27 protein-coding genes are annotated in these 21,193 nt (G+C 36.7%); 13 read left to right on the top strand and 14 right to left on the bottom strand.

Annotation, left to right across the window (positions count from 1 at the left end; genetic code table 11):
- Positions 1 to 23 precede the first annotated feature (23 nt).
- Genes hemE through CVS95_RS00815 form a run of 3 tightly spaced genes read left to right on the top strand, consistent with a single transcriptional unit; the run spans position 24 to position 2,784 of the window.
- Entirely contained in the window at positions 24 to 1,046 is a 1,023-nt protein-coding gene (hemE, locus tag CVS95_RS00825) for a uroporphyrinogen decarboxylase (RefSeq protein ID WP_107695236.1), read from the top strand.
- Between the two features lie 46 nt (positions 1,047 to 1,092).
- Positions 1,093 to 1,959 carry a radical SAM protein gene (locus CVS95_RS00820; RefSeq protein ID WP_107695918.1) on the top strand — a complete coding sequence of 289 codons (867 nt, stop codon included), beginning with the start codon at positions 1,093 to 1,095 and terminating at the stop codon, positions 1,957 to 1,959.
- Entirely contained in the window at positions 1,960 to 2,784 is an 825-nt protein-coding gene (locus tag CVS95_RS00815) for a pyridoxamine kinase (RefSeq protein WP_107695235.1), read from the top strand.
- A gap of 9 nt (positions 2,785 to 2,793) precedes the next feature.
- Here CVS95_RS00815 and CVS95_RS00810 read toward each other — a convergent pair whose 3' ends face one another.
- A complete protein-coding gene (locus CVS95_RS00810; protein ID WP_087579994.1) occupies positions 2,794 to 3,153 on the bottom strand; it encodes a DUF488 domain-containing protein in 360 nt (119 codons plus the stop codon).
- A 139-nt stretch (positions 3,154 to 3,292) separates the two neighbouring features.
- Here CVS95_RS00810 and CVS95_RS00805 point away from each other — a divergent pair, with 139 nt between their 5' ends.
- Together CVS95_RS00805 and CVS95_RS00800 are read left to right on the top strand one after the other, a co-directional pair.
- Positions 3,293 to 3,700, top strand: coding sequence for a hypothetical protein (locus CVS95_RS00805; protein WP_107695234.1), 408 nt, complete (start codon positions 3,293 to 3,295; stop codon positions 3,698 to 3,700).
- Between the two features lie 95 nt (positions 3,701 to 3,795).
- Complete coding sequence (locus tag CVS95_RS00800) at positions 3,796 to 4,722, top strand: ribose-phosphate pyrophosphokinase (protein ID WP_072594149.1); 927 nt, start codon at positions 3,796 to 3,798, stop codon at positions 4,720 to 4,722.
- 57 nt (positions 4,723 to 4,779) lie between these two features.
- On the opposite strand, the gene tilS is transcribed toward CVS95_RS00800, so the two are convergent.
- From tilS to panC, 3 genes are read right to left on the bottom strand one after another with little or no spacing between them, the layout of a single operon-like run.
- Positions 4,780 to 5,760 carry a tRNA lysidine(34) synthetase TilS gene (tilS, locus tag CVS95_RS00795; RefSeq protein WP_107695233.1) on the bottom strand — a complete coding sequence of 327 codons (981 nt, stop codon included), beginning with the start codon at positions 5,758 to 5,760 and terminating at the stop codon, positions 4,780 to 4,782.
- Complete coding sequence (gene rimO / locus CVS95_RS00790; RefSeq protein ID WP_107695232.1) at positions 5,757 to 7,067, bottom strand: 30S ribosomal protein S12 methylthiotransferase RimO; 1,311 nt, start codon at positions 7,065 to 7,067, stop codon at positions 5,757 to 5,759. The genes tilS and rimO overlap by 4 nt, the downstream gene beginning before the upstream one ends.
- A 2-nt stretch (positions 7,068 to 7,069) precedes the next feature.
- Positions 7,070 to 7,891, bottom strand: a complete 822-nt coding sequence (gene panC / locus CVS95_RS00785) for a pantoate--beta-alanine ligase (RefSeq protein WP_107695231.1) — start codon at positions 7,889 to 7,891, stop codon at positions 7,070 to 7,072.
- A gap of 120 nt (positions 7,892 to 8,011) precedes the next feature.
- Here panC and prfB point away from each other — a divergent pair, with 120 nt between their 5' ends.
- Entirely contained in the window at positions 8,012 to 9,112 is a 1,101-nt protein-coding gene (gene prfB, locus CVS95_RS00780) for a peptide chain release factor 2 (RefSeq protein WP_107695230.1), read from the top strand.
- Positions 9,113 to 9,136: 24 nt separating this feature from the next.
- On the opposite strand, the gene CVS95_RS00775 is transcribed toward prfB, so the two are convergent.
- Positions 9,137 to 9,688 carry a tetratricopeptide repeat protein gene (locus CVS95_RS00775; protein WP_107695229.1) on the bottom strand — a complete coding sequence of 184 codons (552 nt, stop codon included), beginning with the start codon at positions 9,686 to 9,688 and terminating at the stop codon, positions 9,137 to 9,139.
- A 77-nt stretch (positions 9,689 to 9,765) separates the two neighbouring features.
- Between CVS95_RS00775 and CVS95_RS00765 the strand changes: the two genes are divergently transcribed.
- Genes CVS95_RS00765 through CVS95_RS00750 form a run of 4 tightly spaced genes read left to right on the top strand, consistent with a single transcriptional unit; the run spans position 9,766 to position 12,717 of the window.
- A complete protein-coding gene (locus CVS95_RS00765; protein WP_087585814.1) occupies positions 9,766 to 10,086 on the top strand; it encodes a type II secretion system protein in 321 nt (106 codons plus the stop codon).
- Positions 10,087 to 10,088: 2 nt separating this feature from the next.
- Positions 10,089 to 11,429, top strand: a complete 1,341-nt coding sequence (locus tag CVS95_RS00760) for a dihydrolipoyl dehydrogenase family protein (protein ID WP_107695228.1) — start codon at positions 10,089 to 10,091, stop codon at positions 11,427 to 11,429.
- Positions 11,430 to 11,439: 10 nt separating this feature from the next.
- On the top strand, positions 11,440 to 12,093 hold the full coding sequence (locus CVS95_RS00755) for a tetratricopeptide repeat protein (protein WP_107695227.1): 654 nt from the start codon (positions 11,440 to 11,442) through the stop codon (positions 12,091 to 12,093).
- Positions 12,094 to 12,717, top strand: a complete 624-nt coding sequence (locus CVS95_RS00750) for a tetratricopeptide repeat protein (RefSeq protein WP_107695226.1) — start codon at positions 12,094 to 12,096, stop codon at positions 12,715 to 12,717.
- A gap of 320 nt (positions 12,718 to 13,037) precedes the next feature.
- On the opposite strand, the gene CVS95_RS09610 is transcribed toward CVS95_RS00750, so the two are convergent.
- The 8 genes from CVS95_RS09610 to CVS95_RS00710 all read right to left on the bottom strand — a co-directional run bounded on the left by CVS95_RS09610 (position 13,038) and on the right by CVS95_RS00710 (position 18,306).
- Positions 13,038 to 13,280, bottom strand: coding sequence for a hypothetical protein (locus CVS95_RS09610; RefSeq protein ID WP_199906324.1), 243 nt, complete (start codon positions 13,278 to 13,280; stop codon positions 13,038 to 13,040).
- 174 nt (positions 13,281 to 13,454) lie between these two features.
- Positions 13,455 to 13,991, bottom strand: coding sequence for a hypothetical protein (locus tag CVS95_RS00740; RefSeq protein ID WP_107695225.1), 537 nt, complete (start codon positions 13,989 to 13,991; stop codon positions 13,455 to 13,457).
- Positions 13,984 to 14,505 (bottom strand): hypothetical protein, encoded by a 522-nt coding sequence (locus tag CVS95_RS00735; RefSeq protein WP_107695224.1) that lies wholly within the window; start codon positions 14,503 to 14,505, stop codon positions 13,984 to 13,986. The genes CVS95_RS00740 and CVS95_RS00735 overlap by 8 nt, the downstream gene beginning before the upstream one ends.
- Positions 14,502 to 15,506 (bottom strand): hypothetical protein, encoded by a 1,005-nt coding sequence (locus CVS95_RS00730; RefSeq protein ID WP_107695223.1) that lies wholly within the window; start codon positions 15,504 to 15,506, stop codon positions 14,502 to 14,504. Before CVS95_RS00730 ends, CVS95_RS00735 begins: the two co-directional genes overlap by 4 nt.
- Positions 15,507 to 15,566: 60 nt before the next feature.
- Positions 15,567 to 16,013, bottom strand: coding sequence for a hypothetical protein (locus CVS95_RS00725; protein ID WP_107695222.1), 447 nt, complete (start codon positions 16,011 to 16,013; stop codon positions 15,567 to 15,569).
- The gene (locus CVS95_RS00720; protein WP_107695221.1) at positions 16,003 to 16,782 is read right to left on the bottom strand and encodes a lysophospholipid acyltransferase family protein; all 780 of its coding nucleotides are present in this window, start codon (positions 16,780 to 16,782) and stop codon (positions 16,003 to 16,005) included. Before CVS95_RS00720 ends, CVS95_RS00725 begins: the two co-directional genes overlap by 11 nt.
- Complete coding sequence (gene miaB, locus CVS95_RS00715) at positions 16,763 to 18,064, bottom strand: tRNA (N6-isopentenyl adenosine(37)-C2)-methylthiotransferase MiaB (RefSeq protein ID WP_107695220.1); 1,302 nt, start codon at positions 18,062 to 18,064, stop codon at positions 16,763 to 16,765. Before miaB ends, CVS95_RS00720 begins: the two co-directional genes overlap by 20 nt.
- The gene (locus CVS95_RS00710) at positions 18,064 to 18,306 is read right to left on the bottom strand and encodes an HP0268 family nuclease (RefSeq protein ID WP_107695219.1); all 243 of its coding nucleotides are present in this window, start codon (positions 18,304 to 18,306) and stop codon (positions 18,064 to 18,066) included. The genes miaB and CVS95_RS00710 overlap by 1 nt, the downstream gene beginning before the upstream one ends.
- A 172-nt stretch (positions 18,307 to 18,478) precedes the next feature.
- On the opposite strand from CVS95_RS00710, the gene nusA reads away from it, so the two are divergent.
- Together nusA and CVS95_RS00700 are read left to right on the top strand one after the other, a co-directional pair.
- The gene (nusA, locus tag CVS95_RS00705) at positions 18,479 to 19,582 is read left to right on the top strand and encodes a transcription termination factor NusA (RefSeq protein ID WP_021090810.1); all 1,104 of its coding nucleotides are present in this window, start codon (positions 18,479 to 18,481) and stop codon (positions 19,580 to 19,582) included.
- On the top strand, positions 19,582 to 20,061 hold the full coding sequence (locus CVS95_RS00700; protein ID WP_107695218.1) for a GNAT family N-acetyltransferase: 480 nt from the start codon (positions 19,582 to 19,584) through the stop codon (positions 20,059 to 20,061). Before nusA ends, CVS95_RS00700 begins: the two co-directional genes overlap by 1 nt.
- Positions 20,062 to 20,115: 54 nt before the next feature.
- Here the strand turns inward: CVS95_RS00700 and CVS95_RS00695 are convergent, their stop codons facing one another.
- Entirely contained in the window at positions 20,116 to 20,715 is a 600-nt protein-coding gene (locus tag CVS95_RS00695) for an outer membrane beta-barrel protein (protein WP_107695217.1), read from the bottom strand.
- A gap of 158 nt (positions 20,716 to 20,873) precedes the next feature.
- Between CVS95_RS00695 and CVS95_RS00690 the strand changes: the two genes are divergently transcribed.
- Entirely contained in the window at positions 20,874 to 21,086 is a 213-nt protein-coding gene (locus tag CVS95_RS00690) for a transcriptional regulator (RefSeq protein WP_009294027.1), read from the top strand.
- Positions 21,087 to 21,193: the final 107 nt, after the last annotated feature.

Below are 21,193 nucleotides of genomic sequence, written 5' to 3'. Positions count from 1 at the left end.
TTTAAAAATTTAAAGGAAATTTAATGATTTTTATAGACGCTTGTCTTAAAAAACCTACCCCTTATACGCCTGTTTGGATGATGCGCCAAGCTGGTAGATATCTACCAGAGTATATGCGAGTACGCGCGCAAGCAGGGGATTTTTTGTCACTTTGCAAAGACTACAAAAAGGCTAGCGAGGTTACGCTTCAACCAGTTGAAATTCTAGGCGTTGATGCGGCGATTTTATTTAGCGACATTCTCGTTGTGCCTCTTGAAATGGGCATGGATCTACGTTTTGAAAAAGGCGAAGGGCCAGTTTTTAGTGAGCCTTTGCGTGATAAGGCCGCACTTGATGCACTTAGTATCGAAAAATCGACTAAAAATTTAGCATACGTCTATGACACGATCAAACTTACAAGAGAAAAATTAGCCAAAGATAAGGCGCTCATTGGCTTTTGCGGCGCACCTTGGACGATAGCTACATATATGATCGAGGGTTGTGGCAGTAAAACTTATGCGATCTGCAAAAAAATGCTCTATCAAAATCCAGAATTTTTACATCAAATTTTAGAAAAAGTGACGCAAGCTCTCATCCTTTACGTGAAAGAGCAGATAAAAGCTGGTGTAAATGCGGTACAAATTTTTGACAGCTGGGCGGCTGCGCTTGAAGAGCAGGCATATTTTGAGTTTGGATTTAGCTATATAAATAAAATAGTTGATAGCGTCAAGGCTGAGTTTCCAGAGATCCCAGTCATCGTTTTTCCAAAAGGAATAAGTGGCTATCTGGATAAAATTTCAGGTAAATTTGACGTTTTTGGCGTTGACTGGAGCACGCCAATCGAGTTAGCCAAAGAAAAACTTAGCCCAAGATATGTCCTTCAGGGCAATATGGAGCCAACAAGGCTATATAGCAAGAAGGCGATCGATGAGGGCGTGGATAAAATTTTAAGCACGATGAAAGGCGTGCCTCATATTTTCAATCTTGGTCATGGAATTTTGCCTGATGTGCCAGTTGAGAATGCAAAATATTTTATAAAACAGGTACAGACAAAAAGTGCAAGGTAATAAGCCTTGCATCGTCTTTGGACCGATAAATTCTCGCCGTTTTGGCATGAGCCTTGGCATCGATCTAAGCCCTAATCAAAAATCATGTAATTTTGACTGTGTTTATTGCGAGCTAAGTGGCGCAAAAACAGTCAATGCGATAGAAAATCCGCCAAGTGTTGACGAGATCATAAGCGATCTAAAAGAAGCTTTAAAAGCTTATCAAAATATCGACGTCATCACGCTTACAGCAAATGGCGAACCAACTCTTTACCCACACTTAAAAGAGCTGATAGCAAAAGTAAATGAGCTAAAAGGTAGCGCAAAAACACTTATTTTGAGTAATGGCTCAGGCGCGAGGGATCAAAAAATTTGTGAAGCCTTGCAAGGGCTTGATATAGTGAAATTTAGCCTTGATAGCGCGGTGCAAAGCACATTTAAAAAGATAGACCGCAACAAAAGCGGTATAGAAGTTGGCGAGCTTATAAAAGCAATGGCTAAATTTCGCAAGGAATTCGCTGGTGAGCTTGTGCTTGAAATTTTGGTTGTGGCTGGATTTAACGACAAAGAAGAGGAATTTATAGCACTCAATGCTGCGATAAATGAGATAGCTCCGCACCGAGTGGATATTGGCACGATAGATCGCCCACCAGCTTATAATGTAAAGGGTGTAGACGCTAAAAAACTAGAGGAGCTAGCCAAGCAGATAAGTGGCGTACCAGTTAATATAGCCAAAGCTCACAAAATAGAGCAAAAGTATAACTTTAGTGAAGATGAAATTCTAGAAATGCTAAGGCGTCGTCCGCAAACTATTGCAAATGTTGAAGAAAATTTTTCTGACTCTTCAAAGCAAACTATAGCAAAATTCTTACAACAAGATGTGGTTTATCTAGCCAATGTTGCTGGAGTAAAATTTTACAAACTAAGAGCATAAATGAAAAGAATCCTTACAATACAAGATATCTCGTGCGTTGGCAAATGTTCCCTTACTGTCGCACTTCCGATAATTAGCGCTCAAGGCATTGAGGCGTGTATATTGCCTACTGCGCTACTTTCGACTCATACTGGCTTTAAAAATTTCACATTTCGTGATCTGACTGATGAATTTGACGCAATAACACGAGTATGGCACAAAGAAAATATCGCATTTGATGGAATTTATACTGGATTTTTAGGCAGCTTTAGCCAGCTTGAGCTGATAGAGAAAATTTTTAATGAGTTTAGTGGCTCTGCTCCACTAATACTTGTAGATCCTTGCATGGGCGACAATGGCAAGCTCTATCACGGATTTGATGAAAAATTTGTTATGAAAATGCGTGAACTTTGCACAAAGGCTCACGTCATCACGCCAAACATAACTGAAGCAAGCTTTATGTGTGGGATGCCGTTTTTTGGCAGTGACTATACGCAAGATTATATTTTAGAGTTGCTTGAAGGCTTAGCTAGCTTTGGAGTTAGAAAGATTGTGTTAAAGGGCATTAGATACAAGCAAAATGAATGTGGCATCATAGCTTACGACGCAAAGACAAAAGAGAAAGTAGAGTATTTTCACGAGTTTTTGCCATTTCACACGAGTGGAACCGGAGATATATTTGCTTCTGTGCTTTTTGGCTCACTCATAAATGGCGAAAGCATGCAAAACGCCATCAAAAAGGCAGCAAACTTTGTGCTTAGTAGCATTAAAGTCACGCTAAAAGATAAGAGTCGTGCATGGTATGGTGTACAGTTTGAAAAGGTGCTTGGCACTCTTTCAAAATAGGCTAGCAAACTACTTATTTAAAATTTTTAATAACACAACGATATGGCAAAGATTTATATCTTTGCTAGCTGTTAGAAGTGCTATATCGCCATGCTCTTTTTCTAGTTTCTTTAGCATTTTAAAGCAAGATTGCGCTTTTTCATTATCAAGCTCGAGCTCAAATTTCTCACAAAACTCATCAAATCTAGCTTCTCTATCTTCATGAAACCACTCTCTTAAAGCAGTGCTTGGTGTGATATCTTTTAACCAAAGAAAATTTGAAAATATCTCTTTTCTTATGCCTCTTGGATAGAGTCTATCAACAAAAGCCGCCTTCATATCCAAACTATCATCTTTGATAAAATCATAAATTCTATAAGCTTTAAACATGTTGTGATTGTAGTCCTATAATGTTTATAAATAAAAAAATATTCTTAGTTATCTTATATTTTTTATGTTTGTTTAATTTACCTTGCGTTTTCTTTAAATTTAAAATAGAATAATGCAAGAATTTATTTAAGGAGGTTAAATGAAAATTTCAAATTTGATAGTTTTTTGCACTTTCTTAGCTTTATTTTCTGGTTGCATGGCACCACAATTTATACCAAAGCCATTATCGCCAGACTCAAAAGGTATAGCTATGGTAAATTCTACACCTTATAGTTGCAAAGTTTTAGGCGAGGCAGAAGGAAGCGATGAGGCAAATGGTAGAATGAATCCAACTATTGAAGGACTTAGACAAGGTGCGATAAATGATCTAAAAAATGAAGCAGTTGAAATAGTAGGACTTCATAAAAGAGTTGTGCTTTACATTATAAAAGAAGAGGCGCTTTGCTACTGGCTTTTTGAAGGTATTAAAACCTGCCCAGATGGAAGCTCGTCTGCACTTGGTTATAGAGTAAGAGCTCAAATTTTTGATTGTGGCGATAAGAATTAAACTAGGGCTAGAAAATAGTCCTGAAAAGAATAAATTTAAATTAAAGCTCGTTTTGATAAAATCCCAACATAAAAATCACTAAAAGGGTTATCATTATGAGAGGCTATAAAATTTTCTCAGGAACGGCTAATATTGAGCTTTCAAAGAAAATTTCGCAATATCTTTCACTTCCTCTTAGCGAGGCAAGTATAAAAAGATTTAGCGATGGAGAGATCAGCGTGCAAATCGGCGAGAGCGTGCGTGGAAAAGATGTTTTTGTCATTCAGCCAACATGTGCACCGACAAATACAAATTTAATGGAGCTACTTATCTTAACTGACGCTTTAAGACGTAGTAGCGCAAGCTCTATAACAGCGATTGTGCCGTATTTTGGCTACGCTAGACAAGATAGAAAAGCAGCTCCTAGAGTGCCGATCACTGCAAAACTAGTGGCAAATATGATGCAAACAGCAGGTATCGATAGAGTCGTCACTATGGATCTTCACGCAGGACAAATTCAAGGATTTTTTGATATTCCGGTTGATAACCTTTATGGAAGTATCATTTTTAATGACTACGTAAGAGCTAAAAATTTACCAAATCCAATCGTTGCAAGCCCTGATGTAGGTGGCGTGGCTCGTGCTAGAGCCTTGGCTAAAAATCTAAATCTTGACATGGTTATCGTAGATAAGCGCCGCGAAAAAGCAAACGAGAGCGAAGTGATGAATATAATCGGTGACGTAAATGGCAAAGACGTGATCTTGGTTGATGATATGATAGATACAGCTGGTACGATCGTAAAAGCAGCTGAAATTTTTAAAGAGCGTGGCGCAACTAGCGTTATGGCGTTTTGTACGCACCCAGTCCTTAGCGGGCCAGCTTACGATAGGCTAAGACTAGGCTTTTTAGATGAACTAGTGGTAACAGATACGATACCTTTAGCAGAGGAGCTTCCTTGTATAAAAGTGCTAAGTGCTGCTTCTTTATTTGGCGAAGTGATACGCCGTGTATATCACAATGAAAGCGTAAATAGCTTATTTTAATTAATCTTGGCTTTTGTTTTGAGCATTTCAGGCAAAAGCCAAATCTTTCAATATTTATTAGAATTTAATTTTTGATAAATCAAAATTTATAGCAAAAAGATAGCCTCTATTTATAGCTGGAATTTTTAAAATTCTAGCCTTCTCTTTAAAAAATTTTGGCATTATGGTTTTACAAAATGGAGTTACTAGAAGGTAAGTATCTGCGTATCCGACAGCGATCTTGCCGCTTAGCACCACGCTTGTTTGCTTTGCTAAATTTGCACTTAGCTCATCTTTTTGAGCTTTGCTTAGAAGCACGTTTAGCTCTTTTGCCGCCATATCGACACCTCGTATCGCATTACTATCATTTTTTATGATAAAAATTTCATCACTTATTTTTGTGATATTTGGCATTAAAATTTGTCTATCGGCTTCTAAAAACTCAAAGCTCTTTTGCACGCCAATAAAATATCTATCCAAAAATGGCTCACTAAAATTTAGCCTCATGAAGCTTCTTTTAAACTCACCTTTTAAATTTGTCTCATCGATAAAATAGCGTAAATTTCTCTCATCAAGATAGTTTTGAAGCTCTTTTTTGCGTAAATTTAAAAGCGGCCTAACTAGCCAAAAGTGCTTTCTCTTTTCAAGCTCGCTCATGCCAAAGAGCTCTTTTAGTCCAGCACCCTTACTAAGTTGCATCAAAAACCACTCAAATTTATCGTCAAACTGATGAGCTAGGATTAAATTTTCGTAGCCAAATTTTTGGCAAATTTCTCCAAAAAATTCATATCTTACCTCGCGCGCATTTTTTTCAAAATTTGACTTATCTAAAAAAACGCTTTTGGTATAAATTTTTTTACCAAATTTATCTGCGAGCTCTTTTGCGCTTTTTATCTCGTTTTTACTTTGCTCTCGAACATTGTAATCAACCATCGCTAGATCAAATTTGATCCCAGCCTTTTCTAAAATGTAAAAAAGTGCAGTGCTATCTATACCGTGCGAGAATGCAAGCAGGTTTGCACCTGGGTTTAGCTTTTCTCGCACATTTTGGCTTATCATTTTGCTTTTTTGATGATTTTAGCGATTAGTTTTTGATCGACCACGTCAGTGACCTCACAAAGGTAGAGTGAGCCGATCTCAAGCTCTTTTACATCGCTCTCGTTTATCAGAATTTCGCCGTCTATATCTTTATCCCAAATGTCTTTTTTGGCTGCGTAAAACATCTCGCCCTCGCTGCTTTCGCCCTCAAGAGAAGCATAAATTTGCTTGCCAATCTCTTTTTGCAAGCTCTCATTTATCGATTTTTTAGTGATTTTTTCTATCTTGTTTAGTCTTTTTGAGATGATTTTAGCTAGGATTTGCTCCATTTCAAAAGAGGCTGTGTCTTCTTCTTTCGAGTAGGCAAAGGCTGAAATTCTATCGAAATTAAACTCTTCTAAAAATTTGCAAAGCTCCTCAAAATCCTCCTCGCTCTCGCCTGGATGTCCTACGATGACGCCAGTTCGTAAGAATGAATTTTTGGCATTTCTCATCAAATTTAAAAGCTCTTTTATCTTTTTAGCACCACTTCCACGCTTCATTATCTTTAGCATGTCTTCGCTGATGTGCTGGATAGGCATGTCAAAGTAGTTGTGAAAGACAGGCGAGGCGATGATACGCGAAATGAGCTCCTTGCTGGTCGTGCTTGGATAGAGATAAAGTATCCTGGCACTCCTTACGCCCTTTATCTTTTCTATCTCGTCTATTAAATTTATAAGCCCGTCACTAACGCCTTGATCGCGCATATATGAGCTTGAGTCCTGAGATAAAAAGCTAAAGTCGTAGTAGCCTTTTTTGACCAAATTTTTAACCTCATTTACGATATTTTCGAGCGAGCGTGATTTTAGTTTTCCTTTAAAAGTTGGAATGGCACAAAAACTACATTTTTGGTTACAGCCCTCTGAAATTTTGATGTAGGCGTGGTAGTTTGAGCCAGTTATCACACGCTCTTCATTTGCTTGCAGATAAGTTTGCGGGCTAAATAAATTTTGCTTTTTTAAGATGATCTCATCGATCTTGTCATAGTCAGCCACACCGGTAAAGAGATCTACCTCTGGTAGCTCTTTCATAAGCTCATCTTTGTAGCGCTGCATAAGACAGCCAGTCACTACTAGTAAAGAGCCATTTTTACGTGCTTCGTGCATCTCAAGTATGGTTTGTATGCTCTCTTCTTTGGCGGATTTGATAAAGCCACAGGTATTTACGATGATAACGTCAGCGTCACTGATATCGTCTGTGATATCGTAGTTTTGTAATCTGCCAAGCATTATTTCAGAATCAACTAAATTTTTGTTACAGCCAAGTGAAATTAAGTGAAGTTTTGGCATTTTTATATCCAGATATTATCTATTAGCCTAGTTTTGCCAACATAAGCTGCTACTAAGATGATAGTGTTGCCTTTTTCTACTTTTGAAATTTCATTTAAATTTCTATCCGTAATTGCGACATAATCAACCTTTAACGGCTCTAGCACTTCAAGCATCTTTGTTTTGATCTCGCTTGCGTCCTCTTCGCCGTTTTGGATCAAATTTTGTGCTTTATTTAGCGATCTTGAAAGCCTTAGAGCATTACATTTATCTTCGTCGCAGATATAGACGTTTCTGCTTGAAAGCGCTAAGCCGTCTGGCTCTCTAACGATATCACAAGCCACTAGGCTGGTATTAAGAAAAAATGTCTTTATCATGTTTTGCACGATGATTAATTGTTGTGTATCTTTTTTGCCCATGTAAACGCTATTTGCACGAGTTAGACGAAATAGCTTGTTTAGCACCCTTAAGACGCCGTCAAAGTGGCCTGGCCTAGTTTTGCCCTCTAAGATGGCTGAAAATTTCTTTGGAGCGACGATTAGAGGTTCATCTTCAAAGTAAAGCTCATTAGCATCTGGGATAAAAATAGCACTAACGCCATTTTGCTCGCAAATTTTAATGTCGTTTTGCTCGTTTCTTGGATATTTGTCTAGATCTTCGCCTGGTAAAAATTGAGTTGGATTAACGAATGTTGAGACGATACTTATCTCATTTTCACTCACGCATTTTTTAATAAGGCTAACGTGTCCGTTATGAAGCGCGCCCATGGTTGGCACAAAACCGATCTTTGCGCTTGTGCTAGAGACGAAATTTTCAAGTTCTTTTATAGTTCTTATGATTTGCATTTTGACTCTTTTTGTTTGAAATTTTAACTTGGCATTGTAACAAAAAAGGATTAAAAGGGCGTAAATTTAAAAATGTAAGCAACTTTTGGCTAAAATCGGCAAAAAATTTTGGAGAAAAACTTGGATAGTTACGAATACAACGAGCTTTTAAAGAAGCTACAAACAAAAGTTGAAAACATAGGCTCTATCGTAAAGCCTGACGAGATAAAGGCTAGACTAAAAGAGATCGAGGCCACCGAGCAAGATCCTGATTTTTGGCAAGATATCGCTAAAGCAGGGGCGCTAAATAAGGAAAAAACTAAGATTTCAAATATGCTTGCAAAATTTAACGATGCCAACCAGGCAGTAAGCGATGCAAAGGAGCTTTTTGAGCTAGCAAATTCTGAAAATGACGAAGAGACTATAAATTCTCTCTTTAATGACGCTAAAAATTTAGATGAAAAGATAGTAAATCTTGAAATTTCTATGCTTTTAAGTGGCGAAGATGATGGCAAAAACGCGATCGTATCGATCCATCCTGGAGCTGGTGGCACTGAGAGTAATGACTGGGCGAGCATGCTTTATAGGATGTATCTTAGATTTTGTGAGCGTGAAGGCTTTAAGGTTGAGACTCTTGACTTTCAAGAGGGCGATGAGGCTGGGCTAAAGGACGTGAGCTTTATAGTAAAAGGTGAAAACGCTTATGGCTACTTCAAAGCAGAAAATGGCATCCACAGGCTCGTTCGCACAAGCCCATTTGATAGTGCAGGGCGCCGTCATACAAGCTTTTCAAGTGTCATGGTAAGCCCTGAGATAGATGATGATATCGAGATCGAGATCGAGGAAAAAGATCTAAAGATAGACACTTATAGAGCCAGTGGCGCAGGCGGTCAGCACGTAAACAAGACTGAATCTGCCATCCGCATCACGCACATACCAACTGGCATCGTCGTGCAGTGTCAAAACGACCGCAGCCAGCACAAAAACAGAGCTACAGCGATGAAGATGTTAAAGTCGCGCCTTTACGAGCTTGAGCTAATGAAGCAGCAAGAGGCGAGCAACAGCGTCGAAAAGAGCGAGATCGGCTGGGGTCATCAGATAAGATCATACGTGCTTTTCCCATATCAGCAAGTAAAAGACAACCGCAGCGGCGAGGCATACTCACAGACTGATGCGATACTTGATGGTGACATCAAAAAGATGATAGAAGGCGTCTTGATCGCTCAAAAGGCTGAGGCGTAATAAATTTATAAAAAGAGATGAGAGCTAAAATTTCATCTCTTTTAGCTTTGTGCAGGCTTCTTCTTTGCCTTTAAAGCAAGCCTCATCAAGATAAATTCTCGCTTTTTTATAGTTATTTTTACCTAGATAGATAAGCCCTAGATCATAGCTGGCCTCGCTTGAGCCAAGGCTTGTGGCTTTTTCGTAAAAATATATCGCTTTTTCTAAATTTTTATTGACCCCAAGGCCGTACTCGTAGATATATCCAGCACTTCTTAGTCCGTCTATATTGCCGTATCTGCCAGCTGTTTCAAACCAAAAAAGTGCTCTTAAGATATCCTTGCTAAAGCCTTTGCCATCACGAAAACAAATGCCAGTTTGCTGCATGGCTAGGACGTTGCCATCTTTTGCGTAGTCGTAAAATCTCTTGCAAGCCTTTGGATAGTTGCCTTCATTGTATAGATAGATGGCATCTGCTATTTGCTCGACCTCTGGATCAAGTGGTGGCTCACTAAGGCCAAAATTTTGTGAAATTTGATCTAACGAACATCCCCAAAATAGCAAAACACTAAACACAAAAATGATAAATTTTTTCATATTTGTCCTTGAAAATTTAGGCGATTTTATCCAATTTTATCTTATAATGCCCGCAAATTTTAAGCAAAAGGAACGATATGGATCATAATGCACTTTTAATCCAGCTTGGCTATAACGTCAATGAAACGACCACTGCTCAAATGTGTAGAATTTTAAACAATACTGATGGTCTTTTGCCAAAGAGCATAATTGAACTAAACGATCATTTAAAGCCGCATCTTTGTTTTGTGGCGATGAGTGGAAGTGAAGATAGACTAAAGATAAAAAATGTAGCTACCGTTAATGAAATAAAAGAGCGAGTTGATGAGATTATAAAGAACTGGGCTAATAAATATAAAATGGAGCTAAAAAAGATAAATGAAACAACTTATTATTTAATGGGAAAGATAAGGGACTGAAAATGAAATATGATATTGTAATTATTGGTTTTGGAAAAGCTGGCAAAACGCTAGCGGTTAAAGCTGCCGCACTTGGCAAAAAAGTGGCTCTTGTAGAGAGATCGCCAAAGATGTATGGAGGCACTTGCATAAATGTTGGCTGCATACCAACCAAACGTCTAATAACAGCCGCTAAAGAGGCAAAATTTGTAAATAATAGCGTTGAAAGCGAATATTACACGCTTAGTGTGGAAAATAAAAATAAACTAATTTCAGCTTTGAACGCTAAAAACTATGCGATGCTAAATGATAAAGAAAATATCGATGTGATCGATGGCGTTGGCTCATTTGCTAGTGAAAATAGCGTACTTGTAACAACGCCAAGCGGCGAGAAAAAGATAATAGAGGGCGACTTTATCATCATAAATAGCGGCTCAAAAGAGGCAGATGCTCCTTTTGAGGTTGTAAACTCAAATGTATTTTCAAGCCAAACGCTGCTTGATCTAAAAAATTTACCAAAGCATTTTGTCATTATCGGTAGTGGTTTTATCGGTATAGAGTTTGCATCAATGTTTGCAAATTTTGGCTCAAAAGTGACTATTGTAGGACGTTCAAAACTACTTAAAAACGAAGATGATGATATAGCTAATAGCGTAAAAGAGGCTCTTAGAGTCCAAGGCGTTGAAATTTTAGAGGGTTGCGAGATAGAGTGCATTAAAGAAAATATATTAAATTTCAAGCAAAATGGCGAGCAAAGATGCCTTAGAGCTGATGCATTTTTGATCGCACTTGGCAGAGTAGCAAATGTAGATGATTTAAATTTAAAAGCTGCTGGAGTTGAGCTAAATGAAAAAGGCTTTATAAAGACAAATGAAAACCTTCAAACAAATGTGCCAAATATCTATGCGGTAGGCGACGTGCGCGGCGGAGAGCTTTTTACTTATACGAGCTTAGATGATTTTAGGATAGTTTATTCACAAATTTTTGGTGATAAAAAGAGAAATACTAAAAATAGAAGCATTCATGCAAATGTGCTGTTTACCGATACTCCACTAGCAAGAGTTGGAGTAAATGCAAAAGAAGCTAGCAAGCTTGGGCTAAATTTTAAAGAGCTAAAGCTTAGTATGGCAACAGTACCAGGCGCAAAAGTACTAAATCACGATATAGGTATGCTAAAAGCTATTGTTGATGCACAAAGTGGCGAAATTTTAGGTGCTAGCTTTCACTGCATCTATGCAAATGAGCTGATAAATGAAATCGCAATTGCTATGAATTTAAAAGCAAACGCAAATTTCTTTAAAAATCAAATTTTCACTCATCCAAGTATCAGTGAAGCACTAAATGACTTATTTGGACAATTTTAAAAGGAAAAGAATGAAAAAATATTTATTGCTTTTATCGGCTTTATTTTTCACTGGCTGCTTAAACGTGATTGGTGTAGGACAAAAACAAGATGATTCGTGGCAGCAACCAAAGGATGAAAAAATAGTGCAAAATAAAGAGCAAATTTCAAGAAATGCGATCGAAATTTTAATACCAAAATGCCAAGAAGGCGATGCGGAAGCTTGCAACGATTTGGGTGTAAATTACGAGCTTTTAAAAGAATATGAAAATGCTTTAACAAATTATAAAAAAGCTTGCGATGCTAAGGTGCAAGTCGGTTGTGCAAATTTGGGCACTCTTTATGAGCTTGGACTTGGAGTCAAAAAAAATCCAAAAAAGGCAATTTCAATTTATAAAGAAAGCTGCAATGGCGGAGGCATGCAAGCTTGCTATCATTTAGGCAATGCTTATAGAAAGGGCGAAATCGTTAAGCGAGATTACTACTTAGCAATGCAAGCTTATACAAATGCATGCAATGCTGGCGATTTGCCAAGTTGTGCCAATATCGGAGCGATGTATGAGCTTGGTCTTGGTGTCAATAAAGACGAAAAAAGGGCTTATGGAATTTATAAAGTTGCTTGCTTTCGTGGGCTAAGTAAGGCATGCCCGCAGATGAAAAGACTAGGCACAAAGCTAGGAATGTAAGTGAAAAAGGTCTTAAATTTCGGTCTTATTTTGGCTATGGGCTTTATGCTTAGTGGTTGCTGGTCGTGGCAAAAGATGGTAAGCTTTGGCTTTTGGCAAAGTGATGAAGAGGCGAGGGCAGAGCGTCTTGAGCTTGAAAAAGAGAAGATGGTGCAAAACTGCGAGGGTGGAAATAGCATCGACTGCAACAATTTAGCTGTAAATTTTAGCAATGAAAAAGACTTTGTAAAGGCAAAAGGCTACTACGAAAAAGCTTGCAATGCTGGGCTTGCGACGGCTTGTTCAAATTTAGGTCAAATTTATGAGCAAGGGCTTGTTGATGAGCAAAAAGATATGGAAAAAGCTCTAAAACTTTATAAACTAGCTTGTGATAGTGGCGATGGCGTTGGCTGCTATAATGAGGCTATGGGGCTAAAATCCTACATCGAAAGCGAAAATTTAAAGACTCATAAGATAGATAGAACTAAGGCTGAGGCTAGAGTGCTAAGGCTTTTGGCAAAGAGCTGCGAGCTTGAGTATGCTCAGTCATGCTTTTTGCTTGCAAAGCTAAGCGGAGATGAAGTAAAGGCAGACGCACTTTACAAAAGAGCCTGCCAACTTGGCAAATGTGTGGATAGAAAGTAATAGTAGTTAAAATACTGTTCTAAAAATTCGTAATAAATCAACAAAGGCTCTTCTTGAGTCTTTTAAAATTTGATGTTTTATTCGAGAAATTCTAAAAATGCCTTCAAATGTGTGCAAATCCGGACAACATCTTGTTTTTTTGGGGTAGTCAGTCCTCAATGCTCATATAGCTTGCACCAGCTTCTTTGCTAGCTTCTTTTATCTTGTTTGTTTCTATTGTATAATTGTGATAGCCACTTAAAACGATATCTGTTGCACCATCTGCTTTATATTCATCTACAAATTTTTAATAGCATCAGATATTGCGTCGTTTTTGTACATTACAGAAGATGGGGTGTCTTTAAGTAACGTTTGGCGATATTTTCTTCAAGGTTGCCTTGTGCGCTTATATTATTTTTTAAATTTTTAGTTCCTGTACAGCTTTCAAAAGCTATTATATCCGTTTCTACACTTGCTCTTCCATACCCAGTAGCTGCGATCGAGGCATACTGATAGCCTTTTTGTTCTAAAATTTCTTTTATATCGCGTACTATTTTTATGGCACTAAAACTACTTGATAACAAAATAGATTGCAAAAATTATCTTGATTATCTAGTATCGCTACTTTTGTAGATGTTGAGCTTATATCAATACCGATGAAATACCTAAATTTATATCTATAAAAATATAATTTCTATAACTAAGAACTTGAGAGAACTGTTATATATCTGTAGCTTTTTTAAATAAAATCTAAAATTTCACTTCAACCCAAAAACTTTTATATTAAAAGTAGTATGGATTTTATCCTTTTCGCCTTTCATGACGATAGGAAATTCGGTCTTTACGATACTGTCATAGCTGCTAAGCGCATCTAAAAAGTCATAAAATTTTTGTGGCGTCCTTAGAGAGCTAGTTACATTTAGACGAAATCTAAAAAATTTTTCACTAGCGTTATTATCACTTTCTTCTATTTTACTAAGGCTTACTTCACTGAAAAATTTAGAGGCAAATTCTATAAATTTATCTTTATCAAATTTAGCCTCAAAAGCTGAAATGATAGCTCCATCTTTTTGTTTAGTTGCTTCAAGGTTTTTAAATTTGGCTTCAAATTCATTTTTTACTTTTGTATAAGATGAGGTCTGTGAATAATTTTGTCTAGTTAGGCTTTTAAATTCTTTTATGTTTGGCACGATAAAGCCAAATATCATAATGAAGCAAACTATAATAAAAGCAAATATAAAAAGTAAAAGCTTGACGGGATCTATTTTTTCTAAGCTCGTATCTTTTTTACTCATTATATCCCTCAGAATTATCAATTTTGTTTGTGCTTATAAAGCCGTACCAGCCGTTTTTACTTTGATAAAAGCTAGTATTTGAAGTCGTAAAAATAGATCTTAAAGGTGAAGCTAGAAGCTGATTAAATACATCTTTTGTTGGCGTTATACCACGAATGATAAGTGAGTTTTTATCCATAAAAACCTCTTCAAGTGTTATGCTGTCAGGCACTAGGTCAAAAAGATTGTGCAAGCTTTGCTTGAGAATAGAATTTGATGTAAAAATATCATTTGCAGATTCTATTTGTATGGCAAGCTTAGCTGAAATTTCATCTGTTGTGACTATTTTTTGACTAAGCTCTTTTTGCTCATTTGATAAAAAATTTATATTTTTTTCAATTGAATAGTTTTTGTAAAGTATAAAGAAATTTATTGCCAAAAGAGCTACAAACACAAAGCTTATAAGGCTTAGCCAAATTTTGCTAAAGATAGATATAAGTGGTCTTGGTTCCGGAGCAATAAAGCTAAATCTCATAATATTATCTCTTCTTGCATGATTTCATTCATAATATGATTTGTATTCACTGGATACACTGAAGTCTCCACTAAAAGCTCAGATTGCAGATATTGTAAAAAGGTTGCACTTGTTTTTGTGTTTTCAAAAACAATTATTTGTTCAATAAAATCGCTGCCGTAGAGAGGATTTTCGTAAAATTCTTTTACAGCCTTTACGATGTAATCAAACATCTTCATGTCATACCCAAAAATAGCAACCGATTTTTCTACATTTGTAGAAACTGGCATATTTAGTTCATAGTTTAGATCTTCAAATTCTTTTGGCTTATCATCACTTAAAAAATCATCTAAACTTTTAAAATCATCAAGCGATGTTGCGTCATTTTCTTCTTTAATTATTAAGTTATCAATATCTGTTATATCTTCTTCTTTTAGGCTTTCAGCTTCCTGGTTGGTTTCTTCAATGCCAGACATATTTAAAAAAGTAGATAACTTCATTTGTTTATCTTTAAAGATCGCAAGCGTAAACGAATGTGCATGGATATAAAGATAAAGTGTAGTTTTTGGAGAAATTCCGCGTTTTAAAAGCTCGTGAAAGAGTAGGGCAATAGGTGAGTAGATGAGATCTACACTATCTTGTCCAAATAAATTTTTATATTTTTTTATAGCATTTAAATTTGCATAAATACTCCAGCTATCCTGCATGATAAGGCTTGTAAGATTTTTAGTATTTATATTAAATTTTTTATATTCATCGAAGCTAACACTAGGAAGCGCGCCTTGCGAGTCGTCGTTAAAAAAAACTGAAACATATACACCAAAATATGTTTTTTCTTGCTCTTCTATATATTTTATGATTTTTTCATCGATATTATCGATATTTATATCTGTAAATTTAGTGTTTATAGTTTTTAAAAGTTTGCCATTTCTAAAGACCTGACCGAAGAATATGCACTCATTGCCCTCCAACATGACGCTTAAAAAAAGGTTAGAAAAAAGCTTTTTAACGCTAAAAGACATAAATCTCCTAAATTTAGTGCATAATTTTTGTTATGGTAGCTAAAAAGGGATTAAATAAGTTTAAAACAGCTCGTTTTTAAGCTTAATGAAAATCTCTTTTGTATTTAAAGCTTCATTTTTTAGCTCATTATCAAGTAGGGCCGAGTTTTTAAGGTCGTCAAAATCCTCTATCATCACATCACACATCATTTTAATGCGCTCACTATCAGCCTTGCTGACGCTACTTTGGCTCATTTTTTTGATACGCTCAAGATACTCTTTGCCATTTTTTATGTATAAACTAAATTTGATAGCAGCTTTGCTTTGATTTAGCACAGTATTTGCCATTTTGTTATAAATATCTATATCAAGTGCTTTTTGGCTTAAATTCAAGGCTTTTTCATATTCTTTGTTTTCGTATAAAAATTTTGCTTCAAGGGCGAGTTTATAGGAGTTGTCGCTATAAAAAAATAGCCCAAATAAAATAATTAGAAAGATGGCTATAAAGATAGATAGCTTATTTTTCATAAATTTCGTCCAAAATTTCTTTTATCTCATCGCTTATTTGTGGATTTTTATGCGCATATTTTTTCCACCAAATTTTTAAATTTGTTCTAAAGTCATCTTCGTTTTGTAAAATGCTCTTTCCGCCATCATTTTGTGAGGCTTGCCAAAGCTCATTTTGTATCTTCTCTTTTGCATCTTTTTGCTCCAAATTTGCCACACTAAAGGGGGCCGAGAGGCTAAAATTTATAGTTGAAAATGGCTTTGGAAGTATCATCTTATCCCAGCTTTTAAACTCCCAAAACGAGCTTGCTTCAAAATTTAGAGCATAAATTTCACAAGATGACTTTTGTGCGATCACTACTGCTCCGTCTGCTACGCTGTGTCTTGGTCCACGTGGGCCATCTGGCGTGATGATGACGTCGTGGCCTTGCTTTATTTCTCTTAAGGCTTCTATAAGCGCCCTTGCGCCGCCTTTTGAGCTGCTACCCCTAATGGTGCCGATGTCAAAAAATTTGATTATTCTAGTGATGAGCTCGCCATCTTTGTGGTCACTGATTATCACTTTACCTTGTTTTCTATTTTGCCTGCTCCACCACTGCCTATAAGCAAAGCTCATAAAGCTAAGGCGCCCGTGCCAAAAGACGACGACGCAACCATTTTGTGGTAAGAAATTTGAAGTGTAGCTCTTTTTGCAGGTTAAAAAAATGAGCCACATCAAAATATAGATGAAAAAGACGCCCATGTTTAGGGCGACCTTTTCAAGGGTGCTTTTAAATTTGCAGCTCGCCATACAAAACCATTCGTTTTGGGTTTGTGATCTTTACTTTTTGCGTAGTGCCAAGAAGCTCTTCGCTGCCATCAACTTGAACCAAAAAGTTGTTAAAACTTCGCCCAGCAACGCCGCCGTTTGCCCTTAGTTCTTCAAAATATACATCAAAAATTTTATCTTTTTGCGCCGCCACGATCTCGTCTAAAATTTCGCTGTGGCGATTTTGCAGGCGCGTGAGCCTTTCTGAAGCAGTTTTGTCATCTATTTGATTCGTAAAAGTAGCTGCCTTTGTAAGAGGGCGAGGCGAATACTTAAAACTAAAAATTTGCTCAAATCTAACTTGTTCAAGCACGTCCATCGTGTCTTCGAACTCGCTATCACTTTCGCCCGGAAATGCGACGATGATATCAGTTGAGATGCTCACGTCCGGGCACATCTTTCTAAGTCTTAGCGCGCGGTCTAAAAACCACTCTTTTGTGTATCCACGCTTCATTTCGCGTAAAACTTTGGTGTTTCCGCTTTGAAGTGGCATGTGCATAGACTTGCAAATTTTTGGATTATTAGTGAAAATTTCAAGAAATTTATCATCCATGTGAAGTGGGTGCGGGCTTGTAAATCTTATCCTCTCAACGCCATCTATCTCGCTTATCTTTACTAGCAGGTCGCTAAAATCGATATTTTCTTGTATGCCTGAAAATCTTTTACCGTAGTTATTGACATTTTGCCCTAGTAAAAATATCTCTTTTGCGCCGCTGTTTGCAGCCTTTTCTACCTCTTTTAAAATGAGGCTTGAAGGGATAGAAATTTCATCGCCTCTGGTGTGTGGGACGATGCAGTAGGTGCATTTTTTATCACATCCGATCGAGATGTTGATATGACTTTTATATGGTGAGCCTCTAAACTCGCCAAATGCGTATTCGCTCTCGTCGTGGTTGATGTCGGTTGAGATAAATTTAGGCGTATTTACTGCCTTTGTGATCTTACTAACATTTCTTGCGCCAAGGACAAAATCAACATAAGGTGCGCGCTTAAAAATTTCACTACCCAAATGGCTTGCAGTACAGCCACAAACGCCTATTTTAGCACCTCTTTTTTTGGCTTTTTCAAAGGCTCCGACTTCGCTAAAGAGCTTATGAACTGGCTTTTCACGAACCGAGCAAGTATTTATAAGGATTAAATCAGCTTCTTCTATATTTTGTGTTAAGGAGTAGTCTTCTTTTTGTGAGAGCTCAGCTATGATATGCTCGCTGTCACGAACATTCATAGCACAGCCTAAAGTTTGGATAAAGAGTTTTTTACTCATTAAAGTATATGCACTTCATACATGTAGTCGCTATCATCAAGTCCGTATTTTACGGTTCTGTGATAGACGCCTAGCCCTTTTTCTTCAAAGTGCTCGACTAAGGCGATTAGTTGTTTGTGTGTGTTTTCTTTATCAAAATAGAAAATTTTCTGACCCTCTTTTTCGACAGCTGCCTCTATTTTTTCTAGCGAAATCGTTTTTGGTTTTGCGTCTAATTCAGCTCTTGCAAGTTTTAGCTCCATTTTTAATCCTTTCAAAATCTTAAATTTTAATCGGTCAATATATCCAAAACATCATAAAAAAAGGATTAAATAAAAGTTAATAATAAGCTTAAAGTTATTAAAAGTATGGCTTATGTATAATTTCAAAACTTCACGAAAAATCCCCGAAATTTATCGTTACAATGGAGAAAAAATGGAAAGAATTTCAGATATCATCGAGTCAATTGCAAATGAAAAAAATTTAGAGATAGAAGATGTAAAAGAGCGCGTTATAAGAGCCTTGATAAATACTGCAAAAAGGGTTTATGGCGAAAATTATGAGTATGATGTGAGTATCGATGCGAATAAAAATTTAAAGCTTTATCAAAAAATTTCAATCGTAGCAAATGATGACGAGAGGCTTGAAGAGGATAATGAGCACTTTTTAAGTTTAAAAGAGGCTAAAAAGATAGATAGTGGTGTAGAGATCGGAGATGAGCTCACATACGAGCTAAGCCTTGATAACCTTGGCAGAACCGCAGCTCAAACGCTTCACAAGGAGCTTGAGTATCATATCCAGCGCCTAGTTGAAGAGAAAATTTTACAAAAATATAATGAAATGAGCGGTCACATGGTCTTTGGACCAGTTGTTAGAGTCGATAATGACGAAAACACATTTATCGAGATAGACGAACTTCGTGCCATCTTGCCACGCAAAAACCGTATAAAAGGTGAGAAATTTAAAGTGGGCGACGTGGTAAAAGCAGTCATTAGAAAAGTTTTTACAGATAAAAATTTAGGCATAAAGGTTGAGCTTTCAAGGACTTCGCCTAAATTTCTTGAAGCGCTGCTAACTTCAGAGGTGCCTGAGATAAAAGACGGTGGCATCATCATCCAAGGAAGTGCGAGAATTCCTGGCGAAAGAGCTAAAGTAGCGCTAATCTCAACCACTCCAAACATTGATCCAGTCGGCGCAACAGTCGGTACAAAGGGTGTTAGGATAAATGCCGTAAGTAAAGAGCTCCACGGTGAGAGCATCGATGCGATCGAATACACCACAGAGCCAGCGATCTTGGTGGCTCGCGCTATGGCGCCTGCGATCATCACATCTGTAAAGATCGAAGAAAATAAGGCAATCGTGACACTTGCGAGCGAACAAAAGAGCAAGGCGATCGGCAAAAACGGTATAAATATCCGCCTGGCAAGCATGCTAACTGGCTATGAGATCGAGCTAAATGAACTTGGCTCAAAAACTAGTAGTAATGCAGAAAATAATGAGCCAATCAAAGACTTAAAAGCACTTTTTGGTGATAACTAATGAAATTTCAAATAAGAAAAGCGACTAGAGCTGATATAGACGTGATATGCGAGCTTGTAAGAGAGCTTGCCAGCTATGAAAAGATGAGCGATCAAGTCACTTTTACAAATGAAATTTTTGCAGACTCTATCTTTAATAAAAATCACGCAAAAGCCCTTGTCTGCGAGAGTGAAGGTGTGATAATTGGCTATGCTATCTATTTTTACACATTTTCTACATTTTTGGGGCTTGGTGGAATTTATCTTGAGGACATTTACGTCAAAAAAGAGTTTAGAAATCAAGGCATCGGCAAGGCATTTTTTAAATTTTTAGCTCAAATTTGTAATGATGAAAATTTAAAAAGGCTTGAGTGGTGCTGCCTAAACTGGAATGAGCCAAGCATTAAATTTTATGAAAGTATGGGTGCTAAAAATCAATCTCTTGAGTGGAGAAACTATCGCTTGGACGGCGAAAATTTAGAAAAACTTTTAAATTTATAGTTCGTTTTTAAATAAAAAGCTCAAATTTACTCTTAAATTTGAGCTTGTGAGCGATTAAAATTTATATGTATATCCCAAATAAAGACCTACATTTGTCTCTTTTATTTTTGCATTATCATATTTTGTTATAGAGCTATATTTTGTTCTATCTGCTTTTAGACCAAACTCAACTGCATTGTTTTCGTTGATAGAGTATTCAGTACCAATTCTTGCACCTAGTATCCAGCCATTTGTGTTAGCTTTTTCCGAGCCATCATGAGTGTCAAATACATCCATTTTAAGCTTTGAGTAGCCAGTGTAGCCACCAAGAACTAGTTTTATGTCCTTTGTCAATTCTGGTGTATAGTCTGCGCCTACTAGAAATTTATGCGTACTCCATTTTATTACTGTGCCATCTTCATCACCAAGTGATTTTTTGGCTTGAAAGTCATATATGTAAGCTCCATAAACTCTAAAACTATCAAAATCATAGCCAGCTTTTAGTCCAATACCTGGTTGAGCTTTTTTGACTTTTGTTGTGTCATTATCGCTTTTTGCTGTTAATTTTGAATTAAAAGAGTAATCTCCTTCGATCCCAATGAACGCTCCTTGTGCTAAAGCAGCAGCACTAGCCAGGCTTAATCCTAAAGCAACTTTTAAAACTACATTTTTCATTTTTACTCCTTATTTAAAAATGTTTGGCTGGTATTCTAAATTTTATTGGATTAAATAAAGTTTAAATATTCAATTAAATATATAAAAAACATAAAATAATTCAATTGTTTTCTTATCAGAATAAAATTTATAAAATCACTCAAAAAAAGGAGTGTAAAGTGGCTAAGATGACAAAACGTGATATGGCTTATCATCTAGACGTTGATGTTGCTACGCTTTACAACTGGCGAAAATACAAGCCAAACCTTTATCGTATTGTGATGCTTGGATTTAAATTTGATGAGCTTATAGAGCAGAGTAAAAAGACTTGCAACGAGCTTTGCGAATATGAAAATTTGATCAATCAAGACATAGAAAAATTTAGTAAATAATCGTTTAAAAATCGTAATCTCTTTTATAATAGCAAGAGTTAGAAAATTCAAAATTTCTAAGATATTTTTAGCTTGATATTTTAGGTAAAAAAATTTGAGCTCAAAGC

The sequence above is a fragment of the Campylobacter concisus genome (assembly GCF_003048905.1).
Classification (GTDB): domain Bacteria; phylum Campylobacterota; class Campylobacteria; order Campylobacterales; family Campylobacteraceae; genus Campylobacter_A; species Campylobacter_A concisus_V.
The sequence above is the reverse complement of the archived record's forward strand: the minus strand, read 5'-3'. Positions and strand labels throughout refer to the sequence as shown.